Here is a 22,683-nt window from a genome sequence, read left to right on the forward strand (position 1 = left end):
TGTGATAATCACGCAAGTTTATTTGAATTTTTGCATGAACTCCACTCGCAATTACACCACTGTAAAGCTGGCTTTCTGCCTGTCTTCTAATGTTTCCAAATAATGACAAACTAATATCCAGTAAGACGTTGCAAAATGCAAACTCAAAATGGTAACAAACCCGTCACGCGGCAAACGCCGAGTTGAAAGTCATCCCCACCCTGATCGCAGAGATTATTCATCGCTAAGAGGTATAAAAAAGCACAAATAATTACAATGCTGATGATTAATAGCATATTTCGCATAGATAATGGGGTTCTTAATAGTCACATCATCTGGCAATATTAATCGATATTACCGTCTTTAGTTGCGTAAAATGGGCTATTCATCGTTTTTAGGAAAACAATTGTTTATTTTTGCAGCTCTTGATAAATAACTGGCTATTGTTGTGTGATTTTTATACATAAATCAGTAATACCGCACAACCAACCTTTGTCATGGTGAAATGAAGTTGTGTATACTTCAGTTACCGTAAAATAAGAATGAATTTGAGATGGCACAAGATAACCACGTAGCACTTGTTAATGCTCTAAGTAAATGGATTGAAGAGCATTTAGGTCGAGTCATCCACTTGGAAGAACTCGCTGCCTATTCTGGGTATTCCCTTTGGCATATGCAAAAAATCTTTAAGGAAGTCACAGGGATCTCCTTAGGAAAATATATCCGTCAACGTCGACTGGCTGGCGCCGTAAATTTATTAAGAAATAGCAGCCAAAGCATTTTTGATATTGCGTTAGATTTTGGCTTCGGCTCGCAATCTCACTTTACCTATATGTTCCGCAAAGAATATGGCATTACACCGTTTGATTTCCGTCAAAATGACCAAATTCATTTGGATGTAAAAGAGCCATTACACCTAACCCCGGATGATGAGTGAATTTGTTTTACGCGCATTAACCTGCATTTTTTCAGTTTTAATGCGATAAAACATGGGCATTCTCATCCTTTTTACTGAGCAACTTATTCGTTGCCCTCTTAGATAATTTACATTCTCGATAATCAGAGTAAGGTACGTGTAAAAGTTCTATTTTAGGAGGCATTGATGTCAATCAAACTGGTCGCCATTGATTTAGATGGCACGTTACTCAATTCGCAGCACCAAATTTCTCCCGCAGTGAAAGAAGCCATTACCCGCGCGCACAAACAAGGTGTGCGAATTGTCCTTGCCTCAGGTCGCCCCTATTCTGGCATTTTACCTTACCTTCAAGAACTTGGATTAGATACTGCCAGCAACTACTGCATCAGTAACAATGGCAGCGTGATCCATCAAGCCAATGATGGCAGCCACCTGTATGAAAATCTGTTAGATTTTGAAGATTATCAATATTTTGCTGATCTGGCTAACAACGTGGGGGTCCATATGCACGCCCTTGCGGATAACACCATGTTCACCGCTAATCGCCATATTAGCCGCTATACCATTCATGATGCCTATTTCACCAATACACCTCTGGTTTATTGCCCCGTTAACGAAATGGATAGCTCGCTCAGTTTTACCAAAATCATGATTATTGACCATCCTGAGAAACTGGATGTGGGTATTAGCTATATTCCTGAAAATACCTTTGAAAACTATTCGCTAATCAAAACCAGCCCTTATTTCCTCGAAGTTTCGAATAAGGATGCAAGCAAAGGCTCTGCGCTGAAAGTGTTATGTGAAAAATTATCCCTCACGCCAGACAAAGTCATGAGCATCGGTGACCAAAATAATGATGTTGCCATGCTACAGTATTCGAGTGTTTCGGTTGCAATGGGAAATGCTGCACCACATATTCGTGAAATAGTAAAATTTGTCACCGACACCAACGATTGTGATGGCGTTGCTGTCGCAATAAACAAATTTATTATCTAGTGGTCAGCTAATTTAGAGCTCAAGTCTCTAGACCAAAATACAATTTAACGGGATATGCCTAGACATCCCCATTCTGGCATATCCATCTCCTGTGCTTCTCTTAGAGTTATTTTATCCTTTACCTTACTTACCCTTCCAAATTTGATACTATCTGCCTCTTTTAAAAAATTGTCATTCATCTATAAGTACAATAAAACCCACATCACTAACAGGTAGTAAAATGTTTTCGACTAAAGATATGTTAATTCTGGGGATGATGGTATTCGCCTTATTTCTAGGCGCGGGAAATATCATCTTTCCACCGATGGCTGGCTATCAATCAGGGACAGACTGGTTTGATACCTCATTAGGCTTTCTGATCACCGGTGTTCTGTTACCTTTCCTAACCTTGGTAACGGTTGCAGTAAAAGGGCGTGGTGAAAAGCTGTCTGTTGATTTACCCAAATGGGTTGCCGTCATTTTTTGGGTTGCACTCTACTTAATCGTCGGCTCCACATTTGCGATGCCAAGGGTAACGAATACCGCGTTTGAAATGGGCTTCTTACCATTAGGCTTTGTTGAAAAAAGTACACTCTCGCATCTCACTTTCGCACTCATTTTTAACTTTACCTCGATGTTCTTCATGTTGAAGCAAGGCACCATGATCAGCGCGATTGGTAAATTTATGACTCCAGCGTTACTTATTTTGTTAGTGGTTGTGGGAATTGCCGTGGTCATTAACCCGCTTTCTGACATGAATCCGCCTGTTAAACAGTATGCTGAGTTTGCCTTCTTTGGCGGCGTGATTGATGGCTATCAAACTATGGATGTACTGTCTGCGATGGCGTTTGGTGGGATTGTGGCGCGCGCATTAGCATCGAAACAGATCACTGAACCTCGCCAAGTCGCGACCATCACGATTAAAGCAGGATTAATTTCAGTAAGCTTACTCGCCGCACTGTATATTTGCCTGTTCTATTTAGGGGCGACCAGTGAACAAGTGGCGAATACAGCCACCAACGGCGGACAAATCTTCTCTCGATACGTCGATGTCCTGTTTGGTTCAGTCGGTACGTGGATCATGTGCGGAATTGTATTACTGGCAAGCATGACCACGTTAGTGGGTGTGACCAGCGCCTGTGCGGATTACTTTGCGACTTTCCATCACCGTTTAGGTTATCGCTTCTGGGTGGTTTTCTTCACAATGCTGACCACCGTCGTTTCCACGTTTGGTCTCGACACTTTATTGCGTGTCACCATTCCAGCGCTGCTGATGATTTACCCTTCATCCGTCACTATCGTATTCCTGCAATTTGCGCGTAAGTTTATGGCTGCTCCTCGAGTCACTTATGGGATCACCATTGCTGTCGTGGTTCTGATGAGTTTGTTTGATACGCTCAATAATATGAAACTGCTTAATGAGACGGTAAAAGCAAACCTGATCACCTACTTACCACTGTTTGAGCAAGGTATGGGTTGGTTAATCCCTGGAATTATCGCGTTTATTATCTCGATGTTTATCGGCAAATTGATCGCGAAAAACGAGCCTGTCGCTGAGCAAAACTTAGCTTAATCTTGATATTAAAAAGCCGAATGTTGGCATATCGCTGACATTCGGCTTTTCTTTTTTAGCATGAGCACGCTCCCCCCAAAATTTAACTCAGCGCCTTGTGGCAATAAAACAAGTGATTGACCCTATGGTTACCATCAAGACACCTTGCCAGAAACCCAGCGTTAATGCGGTGCTCAATAACATTGAAGAGAATGCCGTAGAGATCACTGGAGTGAAATAGGACAATGTCCCAAGAAAAGCCACATTGCCTTTGATGATTGCCACAGTCCAAAGCGCATTTGCCCCACCGGTTGCAATGGCGGTGACAAATAACAAACTGACACTATTCACATTGATATTAAATGGCGCTGGCGTCGAGAAGATAAATAAGATCCACAATCCGACCGATGTCATGATAAAAAACAGCACCATACCATTGCAGCCATTCGACATTCGTTTCGTAATATTGCTATAAAAAGCCCACAGCAGTGCACCAACAAAGGCTAAAGCGTAGCTAAGCGGGTTGCTTTGAATATTTGAAAGGATCGCATTCAGGGACAAAGGTTGATCACCGGAGATAACCCACAATAAACCCGCAAACGCTAAAATAAGCCCGATAATCAGTAATAGGCTAAAACGCTGTCGGTTAAACAAAACCGCTAACGCAATTGTGAAGCTCGGCCACAAGTAATTTACCATACCAAGCTCAATGGCCTGCTGGCGGTTATTGGCAAGCCCTACGGCTAAAATAAAGCAGATTTCATAGCTAACAAATAGAAATGCCCCCCAGAACAAATAACGTCTAGGGAAAAGATGAATTTTCGGTAATCCCATTACAACAACCAAAACCAGGCTGCCTATGGAATAGATCAGTGCCGCACCACCAATAGGGCCAAAGTTTTCGCTCGTACTGCGAACAAGGCCTACCATCGTGCTCCACAATAAAATGGATACGACCCCGTAAAATGTTGCTGCATATCGTCCGAGTTTCATCTTCCTGATCAACACCTTATTTCATATTTATCTTGGTTATTATTTTCCTCCAAAACCTTACGCTCTAAAGGCAATAAAGCAAGTTTTTTATATTTATTGACCAGAGAATGAAGAATAAAAAAGGCGCCTAGAAACAAATCTAAGCGCCTTCTATTTTCTTTCAACTGTGGTCAATTGCAGCCAACAGCGATCAGCGGCTGCAAAACTAATGGGCTTCGTTCTTAACCCACTGCTCAACTGACTCTTTTTCCCAAATTCCTTCATTGAGCTGTTTTTTCAGCTCTGGATGTTCATTAATATCAAATGTTGGAATTTTTCCAGCACCTAACTGCTGGTTGTAATCTTTCGCGAGTTTGAATGCCACACCGGACAACAAGAGGATGGCAATCAAGTTGGTAATTGCCATTAAGCCCATCGAAACATCTGCAAGCTTCCAAATCAGTGGCATTTCACCGAGTGCCCCGAACATCACCATCCCCAATGTTGCTAAGCGGAAAATAAACAGCCCGGCTGTATGGTTATTTTCCAAGAAAATCATATTGCTTTCTGCATAAGCATAGTTGGCAATGATTGATGTAAAGGCAAAGAAGAAAATTGCAATCGCAACGAAGATACTCCCCCAACTGCCCACCGCAGAAGATAAAGCTAGCTGAGTCAGCTCAATACCATTGATTTTACCCACTGGACCATCTAACACGCCAGAAGCCAAAATAATAATGGCTGTAGCGCTACAGATCACAATGGTATCCATGAATACACCCAACATTTGCACGTAGCCTTGGGAAGCTGGATGCGGTGGATAAGGTGACGCAGACGCCGCGGCATTTGGTGCAGAACCCATTCCGGCTTCATTCGAGAATAATCCGCGCTGAATGCCTTGCGTCATCGCTTGAGCGATACCATAACCAATGGCGCCGCCTGCGGCTTCCTGTAAACCAAAGGCGCTACGGAAAATCAGCATAAAGACATCAGGTAAACGCTCAATATTTTGACCAACTACCCAGAAAGCCAACACTAAATAAGCAACAGCCATGATTGGCACAACAAATTCGGCAACTTTAGCAATTGATCTTAATCCACCAAAAATAATGGTGCCACTGAGGATCACTAAGGCGATTCCAACATAGAGTGGGTTAAAATCAAATGCCACAGCAGTTGCTTGTGCAATGGAGTTCGCTTGAACTGCATTAAAAACCAAACCAAATGCAATGATTAAAAAGATAGAGAACAGTACACCCATCCAGCGTTGTTTTAAGCCTTTCTCCATATAATAAGAAGGCCCGCCGCGATAGTTACCTTGGTCATCTTTGGTTTTATAAAGCTGCGCTAATGTGCATTCAACAAATGACGTTGCCATTCCTAGTAATGCAACGACCCACATCCAGAATATAGCGCCGGGGCCACCTGCCGTAATCGCGATAGCAACACCCGTTAGATTTCCAGTACCGACTCGAGCCGCTAGGCTGGTACATAATGCTTGGAATGAAGAAATACCTGAACTGTCCGATTGAGTGCTATTTTTCAGTACTCCGAACATGTGACCAAAATGCCTGAACTGAATAAATTTAGATCGTATTGTAAAATATAAACCGGCTCCCAGTAATAAATAAATTAATAACGAGCCCCAAATAAGATTGCTGATTGAGTTTATAAATTCTATCAAATTATGCTCCTTTTATTATATCCACTAATAGAGGTATTAGTTGGTGAGTTATTTAGCTCCATATTATTTAAGTAATTAAAAACATAAAAATATAAACCATGATGGTTCATCATGAATAATCAATGTTATTAAACAAGACCCATGAATTATATTTTTTTTACTTTCTCTGTAAATTTTTTTCTGGCTATCAGCCTATTTAATACTTAAGACAGCGAACAATCATGCAAGCCAGAATAAAAAAATGAAATTAAATAACTGTTAAAACAAAATGATACGGCTTCATTGGCTACTTTAAGAACAATCTCAATCAATTGATTAAAAACATGCCAATTTTTAACCAGAATTTACAGTTATAAGTAAAAAAGCATTAAATTTAATTAACTGAAAGCGTATTTAATTAAAATAATATTTCCGTACTTTTTAAATTGAAGAACTAATTGATGGCTTTTAATTATTACTCTTTTGAATAACCATTCAAGATAAATATTAAATATAGTTTGATACGTCTTTACTGAATTATATTTACTTATTTTAAATCTACCGATTAGACCTATTTCAGATCAAAATAATCATTTTGCAATCATCATAATAAGATTATTGCTAATGTTTTATGATACCAATACACTTATCGCTAATTTGCTTTCTACATCAAAGGGTAATATATGGAAATCCACATCAAAGTTTCTGACGATTTAGTCTCAACGCTCTCTGAAAAATCCTATGACGCGTTCACTGCTGAATTGCACGCCAGAGTTTTAGAAGTATACCCAGGTAGTAACCTTTTCATTACACATGACAGTGGTGCAACCACCTTCAATACCAAAGGCTTCCATGATGATAAAGAAGCGCATATCGTTCTTCATGAACTGGTTGAAGATGTTTTCCGTCATGGTCACTGGTTAAAAGCATAATACTCTAGCCCTATTTTCCAGCCTCTCGCGATAACCGCTAGGCTGGAACTCATCGCTCTCACCCTTCTCCCTATTTCAAACCCTGATCAAGATCATAGTTAATGATGATGTTAATCAACTTTGTATAAAAGTCCTTTTCTTTTAAGCGCTATATGATAATGTATATAACGAATTTTCATTTACATTGCTTTTGCTAATTTATAGCAGCCAGTATCTATTACTGGCTTTTTTTATGGGAAAAATTTAGGCGAACGCCTGAATTGAGAACTCTGATATGCCGTCAATCTCGTAGAGAAAACTACTGCGATTTTTCACACAATGACACAATGGCAGTGCGTAGTTCCGGTGTATCACTGGTGATCAATTGATGATGCTCAGAGAATTTTCCACCTTGTACACTGACGCTAGCAACAAACGGTAATTTCTCACTTTGCTCACGGGTTTGATAAAAACCACAGACTCGGTAACTTTCACCTTCTTTGAATTCGCTTTTCAGAACAATTTTGACATCATCAAAAGTCAAAGGGCTTCCTGAACTTAACTTGTTCTCGATAAGCTTTTCAGCTTGCTTGGTGACATCACTATCACCGATTGTTGTATAAAACTGATAAGCAAATACGCCTAACGCCAATAAAATCACTATCAGTAGCTTGCTTTTTATACGTTTCAATCTCAAATCCTTCTCATACTACACTTATGGGCTTATCGATTATGTTAACACCTTTACCCTGTCAATAATAAGTATCTCGATATTCATGCCGCACAAAAAGCTCCATCTAATTGACAAAATAAAAATGAATTTATTTTACATTTAAAACTTTATGATTTATATAATATTGACTTTCATCCTTTATAATACGACCATAATTTATTTAACAAATATTTATCAGTGTGAAGAAATAATGAATGACTGTGTTTGAAATATGAAACTCTCCTGTATTTATGTAAATCAGATTGAAATAAAAAACCACAATGACAAACTGATAATAAATAAAGAGGAGAATCAAAATGAAAAGTTTAAAATCACTTATTTTAATCGGTAGTTTATTAGCGGTGAGTTTCTCTACATTTGCTTATCATGGTAATGGTTATCACCGAAATGGCAATGGAAGTTGGTGTAATGGATCTAACCAAGCTCAGTATGATAGACCATGCGATGGTAACTACCGTGGGCAATACATGGGGCGCCATCAAGGCATGATACAATACTCTACAGCTGTACAAACCACTCAACCAGAAGAGGCGTTAAAGAAAATTACAGCGGAAGTGCCAAAAGGTGAGAATAACAAAAAATACATGGTGAAAGTGGCAGTGGTTGAAATCTCACCAAGCTTAGCCACACAGGAAGTCCAATAAATTTTACTCTGTATAATAATAGCCAGTAATATCTTTAATAATGCTGGCTATTACGTATTAACTAAAAATTAGCTATTTATACCTATTGGTAAATATCCTTGCCATAATGCTTGATATTTATTTCCATTCTTATTTTTATTTAGATGAATATAATATTCACCAATTTTTTGTAGCAATAAACAATCATCGACATCTTTTAAATTATCTTTATGCTGTTGCTGGCTATTAACTAAAAGTTGGCTAATTGCTTTTTGTTTAGCTTCTTGGGCATTTTTTGCCACAAACAGATCAAACTCATGCAGCTCTGCAAGTGTAGATGAAATATATCCGCCTACATTGATAAAATAGAGTTTGTATTCACTGTCTGATGGTTCTTTGCTCAAACTGATGTCGAATCCATCTGCCCAATTGATATCTGCATACCCATCCACATGGATTTTATCTTTATCCCCAAACCAAGCATCTCGCAATAATGGCCAAGCTTCTTCTGGCGTGTTGACTGCGGCAAACTGCACATCATGTACTTCAATATTGGATTTTCCGGCATTACCACCAACATAAAACATAAATAGCTTCATTATTATCTCTCTGTGATTAGTTATCGCTGTATATTTTAATACATAACCATATCAATTCAACGTGCAATAATTAACATTATTGCAAAAAATAACAATTAAACTAAATTACTATTTAAAATCAAATAATTATATAAATTTAAAAATTAACCCCATCTAAAACCACTCCTTACAAACATAACAAAATGAATAAAAAATCACTTTAACTATATATTTATTTACAACTGAATTATTTCTAGTAATCTAATCACACAAAATAAATATATTTCAGGGACTCATTATGGATCGTCGTTCATTTCTAAAATCAACCTCACTTGTTGCTGGTGGCTTAGCACTAAATTCAGTTTTAAATCAAGCAAGTGCAAATACTAAAGCCCTCGTCAAACCGAATGCTCAACATCCGTTATTACTCAATTTCAATGAGAACTCATTGGGAATGTCACCTAATGCACAAAAAGCGGTCATCGAAGCCTTACCAGGTTCATTCCGTTATCCTGATGATGCACGCTCCGAGCTTATCGGCAATATTGGTACACTGCATAGCCTAGACAGCAAGAATGTGACCCTCGGAAATGGTTCGTCAGAAACCATTCAGGCGGCTGTCGCCATGCTCGCAAATAAGGCAAGAAAAGAAGGCATAAAAATTCAGCTTGTCACCCCAGATCCTACATTTAACTATGCTGAACTCTATGCGCTACCACTCGGTGTAGAAATTACTAAAGTTCCATTAAAATCAGATTTGAGTTTTGACCTGAAAAAAATGGAGCAAATCGCCAATGATTTCGACGGTTTATCCATTATCTATATCTGTAATCCAAATAACCCAACGGCAATGATAACGCCACATACTCCGCTCGATAGCTGGATGAAAAAAGTTTCAGACAAACAGTTTTTTATTGTTGATGAAGCCTACGCCGAGTTTGTTGAAGAGCCACAATTTGTGAGCGCAATCGAATTAGTCAAAGCAGGACAAAAAAACCTGATCGTGACACGGACTTTCTCGAAGATTTACGCATTAGCAGGCTTGCGAGTGGGATACGGTATTGCTACCCCAGAAATCATTGAAGCAGTCGATGAGTTTATCTCGATTGATAACACCAATACTGCGGGTGCAGTCGCTGCCATTGCTTCATTGAAAGATAAGAAATTCTTAGAATATAGCCTTAAATCTAACAATCTTTCGCGTAAAATCGTTGAAACTGCGCTCAATGAATTAGGCTTAGAATATGCGCCATCACAAGCTAACTTTATTTTCCACAAAGTAAAAGGCGATGTGAAAACCTATAAACAGCGCATGAAAGAGGCCAATATTATGGTTGGCAGAGAGTTTCCACCTGTTATGGGCTGGAACCGTTTAACCTTAGGTACCCCACAAGAAATGGAACAGTTCGTTGCGGTACTTAAAGAATTTCGTCAAAAAGGTTGGGTGTAAGTAAAAATCCCCTTCTTTACCAAGCATCTTCTACCCTACCATTCTCTATAAAGTAGAAGATGCTGGTAACTAAAAAGGCCCTTTAAAAATAAAAAATGCGCCTGCAAAAATAAGAATAAAGCCAATAATATGGTTTATTGTAAAGCTCTCACCTAGATAAAGCACAGAGAACCCAGCAAATACGCATAACGTAATCACTTCCTGCATCGTTTTCAATTCAGCAGCGCTGTAATATTGATGCCCTAAGCGATTTGCAGGTACCGCGAAACAGTATTCTACAAATGCAATTAACCAACTAAAGAATATGACAATATATAATGGCTTATTCGTAAATTTTAGATGCCCATACCAAGCGAACATCATAAATACATTGGAAATAACCAATAAGATGACAGGATAAAATTTTGCTAGCATGATAAGCCAATGGCAAGTTCAAATATGCATATATTATGCGAATAACTCCCCCTAAATTCAACCATCTTCCCATTCTTGTTCATTATTACTCTCACGTATAACCAACTAAATATCTTGCATTTTTTCCCAGCAGGAAAATAAATCGTACTTACTGGTACATTTTATTATTTACTTTAATCTCACCGCGACTACAATGAACTCAATTAATGTATTTAGAGGTACACTTTATGACGGATTTTATCATTGCAAATCAAAAGGCATGGGATAAACAAGCTGCATCTCAACAACCTTGGTCTACTCCGGTTGACTGCCAAACAATTGAAGAAGCAAAAAGAGGTAATTGGGAAATTCATCTAACGCCAACCCCATTAAATAAAGCTTGGCTTGGTAACGTAAAAGGGAAAAAAATTCTCTGTTTAGCTTCTGCCGGTGGACAGCAAGCGCCTGTCCTGGCCGCTGCGGGTGCCATCGTGACAGTATTTGATTTGTCAGAAAAACAGTTAGAGCAGGACAGCATGGTGGCTAAGCGGGATAATTTAACATTGACGACAATTCAAGGAGATATGCGTCATCTCCCTATGTTTGAAGACAATTCATTTGATATTATTTTTCACCCAATTTCAAACTTATATATTCCTGATGTTAATCCTGTATGGCAAGAATGCTTTCGGGTACTTAAACCGCAAGGTCGATTGCTCTCAAGTTTTTTTAACCCTGTCGTATTTATTGATGATAGAGAAAAAAGTTCTGCTGAAAATACCATTATTCGACCTCGATATACTATGCCATTTTCAGAATTAGATCATTTATCTCAAGAACAAATGGCGTTAAAACAAGCGAAGCAAGAAGCATTTGTTTTTGGTCATTCACTGACTGACTTAATTGGTGGGCAAATACAGGCGGGCTTTAACATTGCAGGTTTTCAAGAAGATTGGCAGCCGAATCCTCGTTTTGTTATCGATAATTTCTTACCGACATTCCTAGCGACACTGGCAATAAAACCATAAGATCATAAGGCAGAGTTGATAATACAAAGACTAGTCTGCCTTTTAATTATTATGATTTATGACTATCGATTGCAATAACGTTCCCAGATCGGGTCAAATTGTTCAACGGGGACAATGTCATCAACTTTTTCAACCAGTGGAATAGATACCACTGTTTTACCATCTTTGTTTTTATGTAAACGAACAATGAATCGTTTATATCCGTAAGGTAAACCATCTTCAAACCCAAAAACTTCACCACAATAGTAGCCAGTCTCATCGCCCTCTTCATTCTGATTCAGGACATGATATTTCACATTTTTGTATGTTGCGGCTGATGGATATACCAGAAAGTCTTCAACGGCGCTTTTGACTTTACTCTCCGCGTCTATCTCAGTATCTGAAGAAACTTCTGTCATCACACCTGCTATGTAGGAACAGCCAGCAACTAATAATAATACAAGGACTCTTAGTAACATTTTTCTCTATAGAATGGCGAATTAGAACACACTAAGTATTATTATAAATCGTCTAAAAAATAATTCGAGTGCAAATCTAACACAGAAATGTTGTATATGAATTTAAATGCTAAAAATCGCATTTTTTATTTGGTTTACGCCACGAAGGCGTTAAATTGATAAATTTCACTGGGTAAGCTGCCAGAAATACACTAAAACAGCTGCAGTGACTATCCAAATCAATGTTGCTAAACTTAAACAAATCCACGGTGTTAATTTGGTTGCAAAGACATAAACAGTGATTAAATACATTGCATAAGGGATTAATGACCATAAACCAAATAATGCTGTTTTTCTTAAGGCCTCCGCTCCTTGCTCCTGAACCACAATCACATGGGCAATTAATGCAAAAGTGGGAAACAAAGGAACCAATCCCGCAATATAATAAACTTTGCTTCGCGAGAGGATCGCAATAACTAAAACAGCAAGTGCACCAAATAGGCATTTTATTAATAAAGAAGTCATAGCAAACTCAATAGGGTTAAGAGTAATTGTACTGATTATCACTCTAAACTACTCACATTGACTAGTTAGCTTTCATAAACAATCCTTTCCCGATCACATATTTAGACATGTGATTTTTTACACCCTATATGTTTATCGATGGTTGAATATTTTTTGCCATTATTCTGATATAACCTCTTTGTATAATGAAACAACTAAAGAGATAAAAATGACAATAAAAATTTCTGTACTCGTTGATAACAACACCCTGATTGACAGCTATTTCTGTGGTGAACCCGCAGTTTGCTACCACATTGAAGCTGACGGTAAAAAAATCCTATTTGATACTGGCTATTCCGACGTTTTCATTAACAATGCCAATATCCTCAATATCGACCTTGCTCAAATTACTGACCTCGTTTTATCCCATGGTCATAATGATCACACATGGGGAATTAATCACCTTATTCAATATTTAGACCGCCGAAATGTTGAATCCCAGCAATCCAAAAAATTGATTTATCACCCAGACGCTTTGCAACCTAAAAGTTATCACTCAAAAGTTATTGGCGCGAATACCCCAAAAAATGTTTTAACAGCCTACTTTGATACTGTTGAAACCAAAGGTGCTTACTCTGTTTCTGAGAATGTGATTTTCTTAGGTGAGATCCCAAGAAATAACACATTTGAAGGGAAAGAGCCGGTAGGTAAAACTATCGATGAACATAACAACAGCGTTGATGATTATGTTCTTGATGATAGCGCCCTCGCGATTAAAACCTCCGAAGGGCTGATTGTTATTACGGGATGCTCACACTCAGGGATCTGTAATATTGTCGAGCATGCTAAGCGAGTCACCAAAATAGACAAAATTGTGACTGTCATTGGCGGGTTTCATTTACAACAAGCTTCCGATGAGCTGTTAAACCAAACCAGTGACTATTTAAAAAAACAGAATTTATTGCAGATCCACCCATGCCATTGCACTGACTTGGCTGCCAAAATTCATTTAGCGAAACATGCCCCTGTTCAAGAGGTCGGAGCCGGCATGCAACTCATCTACCCTGCATAAAATAACACTTAATCATGTAGCTAATTGAAGTAGCACTTATATTAGCTACATGGCTTCATATTGATTGCCTTTACAAATATATTTATGTTCTTGAGCCCAGATCATTATCGTGTTTTGAGCCTGATAACATTCTCGTCAGTTCTTCACATCGAATAATTTTTCCATTCATCAAATGGAAACAAGCAAATACTTCAAATTCACTCACTGTGCCCTCTTTCTTTATTGCTCTCGCAATATGTTGTGTATGAACACAGTTTTCACCTTCTGCAATTGACTTAATGTCTATCGTGATGCTCTCGGTGGCTTCTTTTACCACTTGCATATGCGTACAGAACTCAGTGAAGTCAATCAATTTCCCATCAACTACTTGCACATAATCCGATGAAAAAAATTGTTTAATTACTACCAAATCCCCAATTTGTTTACCAAGAACCGCTTTCAATGCCTGTTCCACAAATACCATCTTATTCATGCCTATTCCTCTATATAATATTATTTTTTCATTTCTTAATATTATATTTGGCCAACTCACATGACTTTCAATCATACTGCTTTTATTAGAATAAAAATAATTCTTATTTACATTAAGCAAATCTATTCATCTAATTCTTATCATCAAAACAAACTTATTGAAGTTCATAAGCAGAAAGACTACAACGTAGAGTAATCGAGAAAGATTTCTTTTAAGGAATAATATGAAGCTGTTTAAATCTATTTGGCAGTTTTTTGGTATTTATCAAACACCCGCCGTTCGCTTAACTCATTGCATAATATTTTTATTGGTCATTGGCCAAATTATCATCAGCAATTGGATGTCTGTCAGTAAAAGTGGCGTGATCCCAGCAAGTGGGCTTGCGTATTATTTTACTTGGCTACACATTATCATGGGGTTTTGTTTATTATTTTTGGCGACTATTCTCATTTTTATCTGCCTTTCAAATCGAGGATTTAAATACTTCTATCCTTATTTATGGGGGGATCTCACTCAGATAAAAAATGATGTCAAAAGCTTATTTAATTTAAAGCTTCCCGACAGCTCACCAAAAGGGTTAGCAACAAGCGTCCAAGGGCTTGGATTGGGTGCATTGGCGCTAGTTGTCCTTTCTGGTGTGACTTGGTTTATTTTATGGTGGCAAAACTCACCATTAGCCCCTGAAGCGAGAAATATCCATAAAACACTCACGGGGTTAATCGAAGCTTATATTGTGGGGCATGGTCTCATGGGATTATTGCATTTTATCCTATGGAAAAAAGCACCCCATTAACCTACAGTTAATAGAATGAAGCATCCGTCGTACTATGTTTCTTCAATGTAATTTTCTTTCCATCCGAAATAAGTGTCAAAACTAAAGCTGATATCCCCTTCTTAGTTTATATACTTTATATCCTGAATATTTTAACAACGCGTTATATGACTAAGATTTTTACAAATTCACAAAAATCAGCATAATCTTTTAGCAAAGTTAAATAAGCTGCTAGAATTAATGTAAAGTTTCGCAAGTATGCCTGTTTTTAACAGATTATCTCATGGAAGATAAATTAATTTATTGAGAGTTATCTTACTGTTATATTGAAATATACAGATAATGCTGATTTACACAAATTTAAGTTCTACCTATACTCACCACTCAATTTTTCGTTAAGGAATAAACATGAATTGGTATTTAGAAGTCATCAAGAACAACTATGCTAATTTCGAAGGTCGTGCTAGACGTAAAGAGTATTGGATGTTTACTCTTATTAACATGATCATCATTATGGTTCTATATGCATTGATCATTTCATCTGTTGATTACACAACAGGTGAAATGGGTGGATTAGGAATGATTGCTGGAATTTTATTAGGGATCTATGCGTTAGCCACTATCATCCCTTCTATTGCTGTATCAGTCCGTCGCTTACATGATACTGAAAAATCAGGTTGGTGGTATTTAATCTCATTTATCCCATTTGGTGCGATCGTATTGCTCGTCTTCATGTGCTTAGAGGGTACTAAAGGCGATAACCGTTTTGGCACAGATCCAAAAGCATAAAAATAGTGCCCCTTATTAAGTAAGGGGCTTATTTAACCGTCTTTTAAAACTCTCTTCATAGCATCTTTAATCTATTTACTTCAATCCATTAGCCGCTAGTAAAATACAGTTTCCGTAACACTTCTTTTAGGTAACTTTATTGTTTTTCCATTTGATACGATTGTGAGTATAAAATTGCATTTGTGTGCAATATTTTGCTTGTCATAATCACATTTAGAATCGACAACTAAGATTGGCAATCCAAGTGCCTTAATTTCCATTTGAAGATCAAATGGCTTTGTTATGTCCTTGCCGTAACTAATGATACTTTCCGAGAACACAATATTATCTTTATAATATTTTATCGTCTCAGGAAGGTTATTTTTGTTATACGTGTTTTCGCTGTATTGAACTTTAGGCTCTGCACTCATTGAGCCTATAATTATCCCATCATTATTGTACTGATATATTAACTTCCCGTTACTATCAGTTCTGGAAATAATCAAGCAATTCGCAGCCACTTCCATTTCAACTGGCCCATTCGCATCTGAACCCACCAATTTATTTTTTTCTCGTTTGATTGAAAGCCAGTTATCAATGCTATTTAAATACTCATCTTTTTTTTGTTTCATCGTAAAACTATCAACACAACCATCACGACCAACCTTTAATGCAGATTGATAATTAATGGTTTCATCCTCATTATAAACAAAGGTATTCAATTCTTTGATATTGCCTTTAACTGGATTAAAATCATAGAGTTGAGCAAGATTAAAAACGATCGGGTTATACTCATTTTTTTGAAATGCAGCAGATTGGAAAGAGACGGTAAATAATACCAATTGAACAATTGAAGCTAAGCATTTGTTATTCATATAATTCTATACCTCAGAATTGCTAATTTGCTGTGTTCTAATTTTTATAACGATTCTTTTCTAATTTTTATTTACATCATTAATTTTACTACAAATAATCCTTGTCATATTAACATTTATCAAACTAACTTCCAGCGCCATTTTTTATAAAAAAACAGCAAACACGTATAAACACTTATTTGTTAAATCTCTTCACGTTGCATTCAGATAATCTTTAGGTAATAAGATTTACACGTATTTATACCTATTTAATTATTTAAATTTAATAAAAAACCGCACTAGGCGGTTATTGGTTCAAAACGAAACGGGATGAATTAATATAACTTTCAACAGGTTTTAGCGATAAAATAGCGCTTATTTTGTAGCCGGTTTTGCAGAATAGTTTTGCAGGGGTTTTGCAGAAGAATTTTTTTAGACAAAATAAAACGGGAGCTTTTAGGCTCCCGTTATTATTCACACTATGCAATAAATTACATGTGTTTAATGATTGCGTCGCCGAATTCGCTACATTTCAGTAGCTTAGCGCCTTCTAATTGACGTTCGAAATCGTAAGTTACAGTCTTAGCCGCGATTGCGCCTTCCATACCTTTAACGATTAAGTCTGCCGCTTCAACCCAACCCATGTGGCGCAGCATCATTTCTGCGGACAGAATGATAGAGCCTGGGTTTACTTTATCTTGGCCTGCATATTTTGGTGCAGTCCCATGAGTTGCTTCGAACAGCGCACATTCAGAACCGATGTTTGCACCCGGTGCAATACCAATACCACCAACTTGTGCAGCTAATGCGTCAGAAATATAGTCACCATTTAGGTTCATACACGCGATAACATCATACTCTGCTGGACGCAGCAGGATTTGTTGTAAGAATGCATCCGCGATAACGTCTTTAACAATGATATCTTTGCCAGTTTTTGGATTCTTGATTTTAACCCATGGACCGCCATCGATTAATTCACCACCGAATTCTTCTTGTGCTAATTGGTAACCCCAATCTTTAAATGCACCTTCAGTGAATTTCATAATGTTGCCTTTATGAACTAAAGTCACTGAATCACGGTTATTATCGATCGCATACTCAATTGCCGCGCGAACTAAACGTTTTGTGCCTTCTTCAGAACATGGCTTGATACCAATACCGCAATCTTGTGGGAAACGAATTTTCGTCACGCCCATTTCATTTTGCAGGAAGTTGATCACTTTGTCTGCTTCTGCGCTGCCCGCTTTCCACTCAATACCTGCATAGATATCTTCTGAGTTTTCACGGAAGATCACCATATCAGTGAGTTCAGGCTGTTTAACTGGGCTTGGTGTCCCTTTGTAGTAACGTACTGGTCGTAGGCAGATGTATAAATCAAGCTGTTGACGAAGTGCAACGTTGAGGGAACGAATGCCGCCACCAACTGGAGTGGTTAATGGGCCTTTAATAGAAACGCGGTAATCGCGGATTAAATCGAGGGTTTCTTGCGGTAACCAAACATCTTTGCCATATAACTGAGTGGATTTTTCGCCCGTATAAATTTCCATCCAAGAAATTTTACGCTCACCGTTATAGGCTTTTTTAACTGCAGCATCGACAACTTTTAACATTGCTGGAGTGACATCAACCCCAATACCGTCACCTTCAATGAAAGGGATAATTGGGTTGTTCGGAACGTGTAATTTGCCTTTTGAATCAATGGTAATTTTAGCGCCTTCTGCCGGAACTACTACTTTGCTATCCATTAACCTCTCCTTCACTTGCGTATTTTGCTTGTTAATTTTTTGTAAGAGACCTGTCAATACTACTGCAATCTGCGTCGAACGCCAATGATTACTAAGCTAAGCTTTTATGCAGATCGCATTTAACGCATTATCTTCGTGTCCAAACACTCAATGAAATCAAAACAACTTCAATTAAATCATAATATTAAAACAAACATCAATACTCTAAAAAGTCAAATGCTAAGCTAAATAACCACCTAAATACTGAACGGCTTTATTCCATAGCTTATCTAAAATACTCTACCCAAACATTCGTACTGCTCACAGAAATTAATATATTGTCATATTATCTTTATGATTTAATAGATTTAATTAAATTATTCGTACTTAATGGTTTTAATGCACACAAACCAAAATCGCATTGATTTTAAATAATTTTAAATTATTGCCAATTTGATTGAATTCTATTTAAATAAATAATGAAACACCGTAATAGATTAAGAAAGATAAACTTTTATTTATTAAAAATATAATTATTAATTCAAGATAATATAAAAGGTGAATATATGGAAAAGTTATCGGACTTAATCAATCTCAAGCAAAAAATCTTCTTACAGCATCCTTTTTTTCACAATCCTATTGATCCATCGTTACCCATCAAGGAGTCACTGGCATTTTTACCTAAAATAGCTTTTTTTATTTTGGCGTTTGGGGATATTAATAAATACATTCTTCCCTTTGAAAATCCTCAAGATGATTTAGAAATTGCGGTGAATAATCATGCGTTAGAAGATTCCGATCATTGGTATTGGTATATCGATGATCTCCGCACATTGCGTATGAATGAGCCACAACTTATTACGGATACCTTGGTATGGTTATGGTCGCCACAAATGGAAGCTAACCGTAAGCTTGTTTATGAATTAATCAGCGCCATTGTCAATCAACCGGCTAAAATTCGCTTAGCTGTCATTGAAAGTATGGAAGCAACAGGGCGTACATTCTTCACTTACGTCAATCAAATCGCTAAATTATCGCCAATACCACTGAAATATTGCGGTGAGATTCATTTGGCTCACGAATCCGGTCATGCCATGGGCAGTGATGCAGAATTAATTGATACCATTAATTATACAGATGAAGAACACGCTCTTTGTGTGCATTCGATAGAACGAATATTTATCGCTTTTTCTCATTTTATCGATGAAATAAATCAATAAGCTATAAATCAATAACACCATAAATCAAGGGAGAGCTGCCTGCTGATTCCTCATATCTCTCCCTTAAATAACCAACCAAGACAGCCTTACTTTATCGCCAAAATATCGTTATTCTATTGCGCATTACATAAATGACTTTCAATAAATAATGATGAACGCACCTAACCGTAACCGCACCAAGCACACATCCTCACCGTCAAAGCCACGTCGTTCATTGGCAACGAATTCATCTTCTCGCGTGGCACGCCCAACCCAGCCACGTAAAGTGATTATTTTCAATAAGCCATTTGATGTACTACCGCAATTTACAGATGAGCAAGGACGGGAAACGTTAAAAAACTATATTCCCATCTCTGGTGTTTATGCCGCTGGACGTTTAGATAGAGATAGTGAAGGTCTGTTAGTCCTCACCAATGATGGTAAATTACAAGCTCAGCTTACCCAGCCGCAGAAAAAAACAGGAAAAATCTACTATGCTCAAGTAGAAGGCATTCCCGATGAAAGCGCGCTCGCAAAATTTCGTCAAGGATTAACCCTAAATGACGGACCCACCCTACCCGCAGGCATCGAATTAGTCAGTGAGCCAGAATGGTTATGGGCGCGAGTTCCACCGATCCGTGAGCGGAAGAACATTCCTACTTCTTGGTTGAAGATCACGCTTTATGAAGGAAGAAATCGACAAGTTCGTCGGATGACTGCCAATATTGGTTTTCCCACATTGCGATTAATACGCTACGCCATGGGGAATTTTACGCTCGATAACTTATCTTCCGGCGAATGGAAGGAGGTCACTGTTGTTTAAACCCAATGTTACCGTTGCCACCATTGTCCATGCCCAAGGGCGTTTTTTAGTGGTCGAAGAGTGGATTAATAACAAACCCACATGGAATCAACCCGCAGGACACCTTGAAGCCGATGAAACATTAGTACAAGCTGCCGTTCGTGAACTGTATGAAGAGACTGGCATTATTGGTGAGCCTCAGACATTAATTAAAATTCATCAATGGATAGCCCCCGATAAAACCCAATTTATTCGTGTCTTATTCGCCCTTGAACTGGATGCTCCATGTGAAACTCATCCTCACGATGATGATATCAGTGCTTGTCATTGGGTTAGCGCAGAAGAAATTCTGACTAGCCAATGCCTTCGATCCCCTTTAGTTGCCCAAAGTATCCGCTGCTACCAAGAAGGTACTCGCTATCCTTTAAGCGTTTTAGCCGCCTTCGGTGATCATTACGAGTAACATTATTCTCCTAACGCTGGTGCAACAAGGGGGCAACGTGCTAAAGTATGGGGCTTGATTTTTCCGCATTGAGACTATTTCCCATGTCAAATAACAGTACCAAATCAGATAACAGCCAAATTAAGGTCATCGTCGGTATGTCCGGTGGTGTTGATTCATCCGTTTCCGCTTACCTGCTCAAGCAGCAAGGGTATCAGGTGGTCGGTCTGTTTATGAAGAACTGGGAAGAAGACGATAACGAAGAATACTGCACCGCAGCGACTGACCTTGCAGATGCGCAAGCGGTATGCGACAAACTCGGTATCGAACTGCGCACCATCAACTTTGCCGCTGAATATTGGGACAATGTATTCGAACACTTTTTAGAAGAATACAAAGCGGGTCGCACCCCAAACCCGGATATTCTGTGTAACAAAGAGATCAAATTTAAAGCCTTCTTAGAGTTTGCCGCCGAAGATCTAGGCGCAGACTATATCGCAACGGGTCACTATGTTCGTCGCCGTGATGTTGACGGCAAAAGCCAGCTACTACGCGGCTTAGATAACAACAAAGACCAAAGCTACTTCTTGTATACCCTAAGCCATGAACAAGTGGCAAAAAGCTTATTCCCTGTGGGTGAATTAGAAAAACCAGAAGTACGCCGCATCGCCGAAGAAATTGGTTTAGTGACTGCGAAGAAAAAAGACTCTACCGGAATCTGCTTTATCGGTGAGCGTAAATTCCGAGACTTCCTTGGTCGCTACCTCCCTGCTCAACCGGGTCCAATCGTTACCGTTGACGGTGAAACCATTGGCCAGCACGAAGGCTTGATGTACCACACATTAGGTCAACGTAAAGGGTTAGGCATTGGCGGCACCAAAGACGGTTCTGAAGAGCCATGGTATGTGGTGGATAAAGACGTTGAAAACAATCTATTAATTGTGGCACAAGGCCATGAACATCCACGTTTAATGTCGACTGGCTTAATTGCTCAGCAATTAGATTGGGTCGATAGACAAACGCTAACGGAGCCATTGCGCTGCGTGGTGAAAACCCGTTACCGTCAAGCGGATATCCCTTGTACAATCACCCCATTGAGTGCCGAGAAAATCCAAGTCACTTTCGATTATCCGGTTGCGGCTGTTACTCCGGGACAATCTGCGGTATTTTATATCGACGAAGTCTGCCTCGGTGGCGGCGTTATTGAAGCCCGTATTCAGGAGTAAATGTGGCTAAAAACTATTACGATATCACGCTAGCTTTAGCGGGTATCTGCCAAGCAAGTTTGATGGTACAAAAGCTCGCTCATGAAGGTACCTTTAATGAGCAAGATGGTAAAACCATGGTCGATAGCCTGACCAACATGAATCCATCCACTACGCTGGATGTGTTCGGTAATGACGAAGCGAATTTAAAAACCGGTTTAACTGCCCTGCTGGGTATGTTAACCGGGGGTAATAGCGGGATCTCTGCGGAAATGACCCGCTATATGCTTAGCATCATGGCATTAGAGCGCCGCTTAAGCAAAGATGACAATGCCATGAACCAACTCGGTCAACGAATTGAGCAATTTGAGCGTCAAGCCAGCTATTTCGAACCGATGTCTGAAGGTGTTTTTAACGCACTCGCCGGAATTTATGTGGATGTAGTCAGTCCCGCAGGCCCCCGTATTCAAGTGACTGGCTCCCCTGATATTCTGAAAAATACCGTTGTTCAAGCCAAAGTTAGAGCCACATTGCTCGCAGGTATTCGCTGCGCTGTTCTCTGGCAGCAAGTTGGTGGAAGTCGCCTCCAACTGATGTTTTCTCGAAGCCGTCTGTCTAATCAGGCGAAACAAATTTTGTCTCACCTATAAATCTGGAGT

The 22,683-nt window shown here is 38.7% G+C and carries 26 protein-coding genes; 15 read left to right on the forward strand and 11 right to left on the reverse strand.

What is annotated here, in order from left to right; all coding sequences use genetic code 11:
• Nucleotides 1-143: 143 nt before the first annotated feature.
• Nucleotides 144-284 (reverse strand): PhoP/PhoQ regulatory lipoprotein MgrB, encoded by a 141-nt coding sequence (mgrB, locus tag QS795_RS09735; RefSeq protein WP_071992159.1) that lies wholly within the window; start codon nt 282-284, stop codon nt 144-146.
• Between the two features lie 248 nt (nt 285-532).
• On the opposite strand from mgrB, the gene QS795_RS09740 reads away from it, so the two are divergent.
• The 3 genes from QS795_RS09740 to brnQ all read left to right on the forward strand — a co-directional run bounded on the left by QS795_RS09740 (nt 533) and on the right by brnQ (nt 3,443).
• The gene (locus QS795_RS09740; protein WP_224057804.1) at nt 533-916 is read left to right on the forward strand and encodes a helix-turn-helix domain-containing protein; all 384 of its coding nucleotides are present in this window, start codon (nt 533-535) and stop codon (nt 914-916) included.
• Nucleotides 917-1,081: 165 nt separating this feature from the next.
• On the forward strand, nt 1,082-1,891 hold the full coding sequence (gene yidA, locus QS795_RS09745) for a sugar-phosphatase (protein ID WP_286270353.1): 810 nt from the start codon (nt 1,082-1,084) through the stop codon (nt 1,889-1,891).
• Nucleotides 1,892-2,111: 220 nt separating this feature from the next.
• Complete coding sequence (gene brnQ, locus QS795_RS09750; protein ID WP_286270354.1) at nt 2,112-3,443, forward strand: branched-chain amino acid transport system II carrier protein; 1,332 nt, start codon at nt 2,112-2,114, stop codon at nt 3,441-3,443.
• 87 nt (nt 3,444-3,530) lie between these two features.
• Here brnQ and yddG read toward each other — a convergent pair whose 3' ends face one another.
• Nucleotides 3,531-4,415 (reverse strand): aromatic amino acid DMT transporter YddG, encoded by an 885-nt coding sequence (gene yddG, locus QS795_RS09755; protein ID WP_318626447.1) that lies wholly within the window; start codon nt 4,413-4,415, stop codon nt 3,531-3,533.
• Between the two features lie 205 nt (nt 4,416-4,620).
• Nucleotides 4,621-6,078 (reverse strand): alanine/glycine:cation symporter family protein, encoded by a 1,458-nt coding sequence (locus QS795_RS09760; RefSeq protein ID WP_154627114.1) that lies wholly within the window; start codon nt 6,076-6,078, stop codon nt 4,621-4,623.
• Between the two features lie 662 nt (nt 6,079-6,740).
• On the opposite strand from QS795_RS09760, the gene QS795_RS09765 reads away from it, so the two are divergent.
• Nucleotides 6,741-6,989 carry a DinI-like family protein gene (locus QS795_RS09765; protein WP_154603622.1) on the forward strand — a complete coding sequence of 83 codons (249 nt, stop codon included), beginning with the start codon at nt 6,741-6,743 and terminating at the stop codon, nt 6,987-6,989.
• Nucleotides 6,990-7,287: 298 nt separating this feature from the next.
• Here QS795_RS09765 and QS795_RS09770 read toward each other — a convergent pair whose 3' ends face one another.
• Nucleotides 7,288-7,659 carry a hypothetical protein gene (locus tag QS795_RS09770; RefSeq protein WP_286270360.1) on the reverse strand — a complete coding sequence of 124 codons (372 nt, stop codon included), beginning with the start codon at nt 7,657-7,659 and terminating at the stop codon, nt 7,288-7,290.
• Between the two features lie 338 nt (nt 7,660-7,997).
• Between QS795_RS09770 and QS795_RS09775 the strand changes: the two genes are divergently transcribed.
• The gene (locus QS795_RS09775) at nt 7,998-8,345 is read left to right on the forward strand and encodes a hypothetical protein (RefSeq protein ID WP_286270362.1); all 348 of its coding nucleotides are present in this window, start codon (nt 7,998-8,000) and stop codon (nt 8,343-8,345) included.
• Between the two features lie 68 nt (nt 8,346-8,413).
• On the opposite strand, the gene QS795_RS09780 is transcribed toward QS795_RS09775, so the two are convergent.
• On the reverse strand, nt 8,414-8,923 hold the full coding sequence (locus tag QS795_RS09780; protein ID WP_154603619.1) for a DUF1543 domain-containing protein: 510 nt from the start codon (nt 8,921-8,923) through the stop codon (nt 8,414-8,416).
• 277 nt (nt 8,924-9,200) lie between these two features.
• Between QS795_RS09780 and QS795_RS09785 the strand changes: the two genes are divergently transcribed.
• The gene (locus tag QS795_RS09785) at nt 9,201-10,352 is read left to right on the forward strand and encodes a pyridoxal phosphate-dependent aminotransferase (protein ID WP_286270364.1); all 1,152 of its coding nucleotides are present in this window, start codon (nt 9,201-9,203) and stop codon (nt 10,350-10,352) included.
• A gap of 69 nt (nt 10,353-10,421) precedes the next feature.
• Here the strand turns inward: QS795_RS09785 and QS795_RS09790 are convergent, their stop codons facing one another.
• Nucleotides 10,422-10,766 (reverse strand): DMT family protein, encoded by a 345-nt coding sequence (locus QS795_RS09790; RefSeq protein WP_036953148.1) that lies wholly within the window; start codon nt 10,764-10,766, stop codon nt 10,422-10,424.
• Nucleotides 10,767-10,993: 227 nt separating this feature from the next.
• On the opposite strand from QS795_RS09790, the gene QS795_RS09795 reads away from it, so the two are divergent.
• Complete coding sequence (locus QS795_RS09795; protein ID WP_286270367.1) at nt 10,994-11,773, forward strand: class I SAM-dependent methyltransferase; 780 nt, start codon at nt 10,994-10,996, stop codon at nt 11,771-11,773.
• 62 nt (nt 11,774-11,835) lie between these two features.
• On the opposite strand, the gene QS795_RS09800 is transcribed toward QS795_RS09795, so the two are convergent.
• Complete coding sequence (locus QS795_RS09800; protein WP_318626448.1) at nt 11,836-12,171, reverse strand: hypothetical protein; 336 nt, start codon at nt 12,169-12,171, stop codon at nt 11,836-11,838.
• Nucleotides 12,172-12,396: 225 nt separating this feature from the next.
• Complete coding sequence (locus QS795_RS09805; protein WP_318626449.1) at nt 12,397-12,735, reverse strand: GlpM family protein; 339 nt, start codon at nt 12,733-12,735, stop codon at nt 12,397-12,399.
• A 208-nt stretch (nt 12,736-12,943) separates the two neighbouring features.
• On the opposite strand from QS795_RS09805, the gene QS795_RS09810 reads away from it, so the two are divergent.
• A complete protein-coding gene (locus tag QS795_RS09810; protein ID WP_286270371.1) occupies nt 12,944-13,786 on the forward strand; it encodes an MBL fold metallo-hydrolase in 843 nt (280 codons plus the stop codon).
• An 82-nt stretch (nt 13,787-13,868) separates the two neighbouring features.
• On the opposite strand, the gene QS795_RS09815 is transcribed toward QS795_RS09810, so the two are convergent.
• Entirely contained in the window at nt 13,869-14,258 is a 390-nt protein-coding gene (locus QS795_RS09815) for a nuclear transport factor 2 family protein (protein WP_286270373.1), read from the reverse strand.
• A 223-nt stretch (nt 14,259-14,481) separates the two neighbouring features.
• On the opposite strand from QS795_RS09815, the gene QS795_RS09820 reads away from it, so the two are divergent.
• The gene (locus tag QS795_RS09820; protein WP_286270375.1) at nt 14,482-15,051 is read left to right on the forward strand and encodes a cytochrome b/b6 domain-containing protein; all 570 of its coding nucleotides are present in this window, start codon (nt 14,482-14,484) and stop codon (nt 15,049-15,051) included.
• Nucleotides 15,052-15,438: 387 nt separating this feature from the next.
• Complete coding sequence (locus QS795_RS09825; protein ID WP_286270376.1) at nt 15,439-15,819, forward strand: DUF805 domain-containing protein; 381 nt, start codon at nt 15,439-15,441, stop codon at nt 15,817-15,819.
• A 95-nt stretch (nt 15,820-15,914) separates the two neighbouring features.
• Here the strand turns inward: QS795_RS09825 and QS795_RS09830 are convergent, their stop codons facing one another.
• Nucleotides 15,915-16,673, reverse strand: a complete 759-nt coding sequence (locus tag QS795_RS09830) for a YnfC family lipoprotein (RefSeq protein ID WP_286270378.1) — start codon at nt 16,671-16,673, stop codon at nt 15,915-15,917.
• 470 nt (nt 16,674-17,143) lie between these two features.
• The gene (gene icd, locus QS795_RS09835; protein WP_154603607.1) at nt 17,144-18,397 is read right to left on the reverse strand and encodes an NADP-dependent isocitrate dehydrogenase; all 1,254 of its coding nucleotides are present in this window, start codon (nt 18,395-18,397) and stop codon (nt 17,144-17,146) included.
• A 545-nt stretch (nt 18,398-18,942) separates the two neighbouring features.
• Here icd and QS795_RS09840 point away from each other — a divergent pair.
• From QS795_RS09840 to hflD, 5 genes are all read left to right on the forward strand, one after another.
• Nucleotides 18,943-19,596 (forward strand): hypothetical protein, encoded by a 654-nt coding sequence (locus tag QS795_RS09840; protein ID WP_286270380.1) that lies wholly within the window; start codon nt 18,943-18,945, stop codon nt 19,594-19,596.
• A 151-nt stretch (nt 19,597-19,747) separates the two neighbouring features.
• Nucleotides 19,748-20,398, forward strand: coding sequence for a 23S rRNA pseudouridine(2457) synthase RluE (rluE, locus tag QS795_RS09845; protein WP_286270498.1), 651 nt, complete (start codon nt 19,748-19,750; stop codon nt 20,396-20,398).
• On the forward strand, nt 20,391-20,840 hold the full coding sequence (locus QS795_RS09850) for an NUDIX hydrolase (protein WP_286270381.1): 450 nt from the start codon (nt 20,391-20,393) through the stop codon (nt 20,838-20,840). Before rluE ends, QS795_RS09850 begins: the two co-directional genes overlap by 8 nt.
• 83 nt (nt 20,841-20,923) lie before the next feature.
• Nucleotides 20,924-22,045, forward strand: coding sequence for a tRNA 2-thiouridine(34) synthase MnmA (gene mnmA / locus QS795_RS09855; RefSeq protein WP_286270382.1), 1,122 nt, complete (start codon nt 20,924-20,926; stop codon nt 22,043-22,045).
• A 2-nt stretch (nt 22,046-22,047) separates the two neighbouring features.
• The gene (gene hflD, locus QS795_RS09860) at nt 22,048-22,674 is read left to right on the forward strand and encodes a high frequency lysogenization protein HflD (protein WP_181477243.1); all 627 of its coding nucleotides are present in this window, start codon (nt 22,048-22,050) and stop codon (nt 22,672-22,674) included.
• The last annotated feature ends 9 nt before the right edge of the window (nt 22,675-22,683 follow it).

Origin of the sequence: Providencia zhijiangensis (genome assembly GCF_030315915.2) — a bacterium.
Lineage (GTDB): Bacteria > Pseudomonadota > Gammaproteobacteria > Enterobacterales > Enterobacteriaceae > Providencia > Providencia zhijiangensis.

Coding starts and splice junctions, on each gene's coding strand:
- mgrB (WP_071992159.1), bottom strand. CDS start 284: ATGCGAAATATGCTATTAATCATCAGCATTGTAATTATTTGTGCTTTT.
- QS795_RS09740 (WP_224057804.1), top strand. CDS start 533: ATGGCACAAGATAACCACGTAGCACTTGTTAATGCTCTAAGTAAATGG.
- yidA (WP_286270353.1), top strand. CDS start 1,082: ATGTCAATCAAACTGGTCGCCATTGATTTAGATGGCACGTTACTCAAT.
- brnQ (WP_286270354.1), top strand. CDS start 2,112: ATGTTTTCGACTAAAGATATGTTAATTCTGGGGATGATGGTATTCGCC.
- yddG (WP_318626447.1), bottom strand. CDS start 4,415: ATGAAACTCGGACGATATGCAGCAACATTTTACGGGGTCGTATCCATT.
- QS795_RS09765 (WP_154603622.1), top strand. CDS start 6,741: ATGGAAATCCACATCAAAGTTTCTGACGATTTAGTCTCAACGCTCTCT.
- QS795_RS09775 (WP_286270362.1), top strand. CDS start 7,998: ATGAAAAGTTTAAAATCACTTATTTTAATCGGTAGTTTATTAGCGGTG.
- QS795_RS09780 (WP_154603619.1), bottom strand. CDS start 8,923: ATGAAGCTATTTATGTTTTATGTTGGTGGTAATGCCGGAAAATCCAAT.
- QS795_RS09785 (WP_286270364.1), top strand. CDS start 9,201: ATGGATCGTCGTTCATTTCTAAAATCAACCTCACTTGTTGCTGGTGGC.
- QS795_RS09790 (WP_036953148.1), bottom strand. CDS start 10,766: ATGCTAGCAAAATTTTATCCTGTCATCTTATTGGTTATTTCCAATGTA.
- QS795_RS09795 (WP_286270367.1), top strand. CDS start 10,994: ATGACGGATTTTATCATTGCAAATCAAAAGGCATGGGATAAACAAGCT.
- QS795_RS09800 (WP_318626448.1), bottom strand. CDS start 12,171: ATGACAGAAGTTTCTTCAGATACTGAGATAGACGCGGAGAGTAAAGTC.
- QS795_RS09805 (WP_318626449.1), bottom strand. CDS start 12,735: ATGACTTCTTTATTAATAAAATGCCTATTTGGTGCACTTGCTGTTTTA.
- QS795_RS09810 (WP_286270371.1), top strand. CDS start 12,944: ATGACAATAAAAATTTCTGTACTCGTTGATAACAACACCCTGATTGAC.
- QS795_RS09815 (WP_286270373.1), bottom strand. CDS start 14,258: ATGAATAAGATGGTATTTGTGGAACAGGCATTGAAAGCGGTTCTTGGT.
- QS795_RS09820 (WP_286270375.1), top strand. CDS start 14,482: ATGAAGCTGTTTAAATCTATTTGGCAGTTTTTTGGTATTTATCAAACA.
- QS795_RS09825 (WP_286270376.1), top strand. CDS start 15,439: ATGAATTGGTATTTAGAAGTCATCAAGAACAACTATGCTAATTTCGAA.
- QS795_RS09830 (WP_286270378.1), bottom strand. CDS start 16,673: ATGAATAACAAATGCTTAGCTTCAATTGTTCAATTGGTATTATTTACC.
- icd (WP_154603607.1), bottom strand. CDS start 18,397: ATGGATAGCAAAGTAGTAGTTCCGGCAGAAGGCGCTAAAATTACCATT.
- QS795_RS09840 (WP_286270380.1), top strand. CDS start 18,943: ATGGAAAAGTTATCGGACTTAATCAATCTCAAGCAAAAAATCTTCTTA.
- rluE (WP_286270498.1), top strand. CDS start 19,748: ATGAACGCACCTAACCGTAACCGCACCAAGCACACATCCTCACCGTCA.
- mnmA (WP_286270382.1), top strand. CDS start 20,924: ATGTCAAATAACAGTACCAAATCAGATAACAGCCAAATTAAGGTCATC.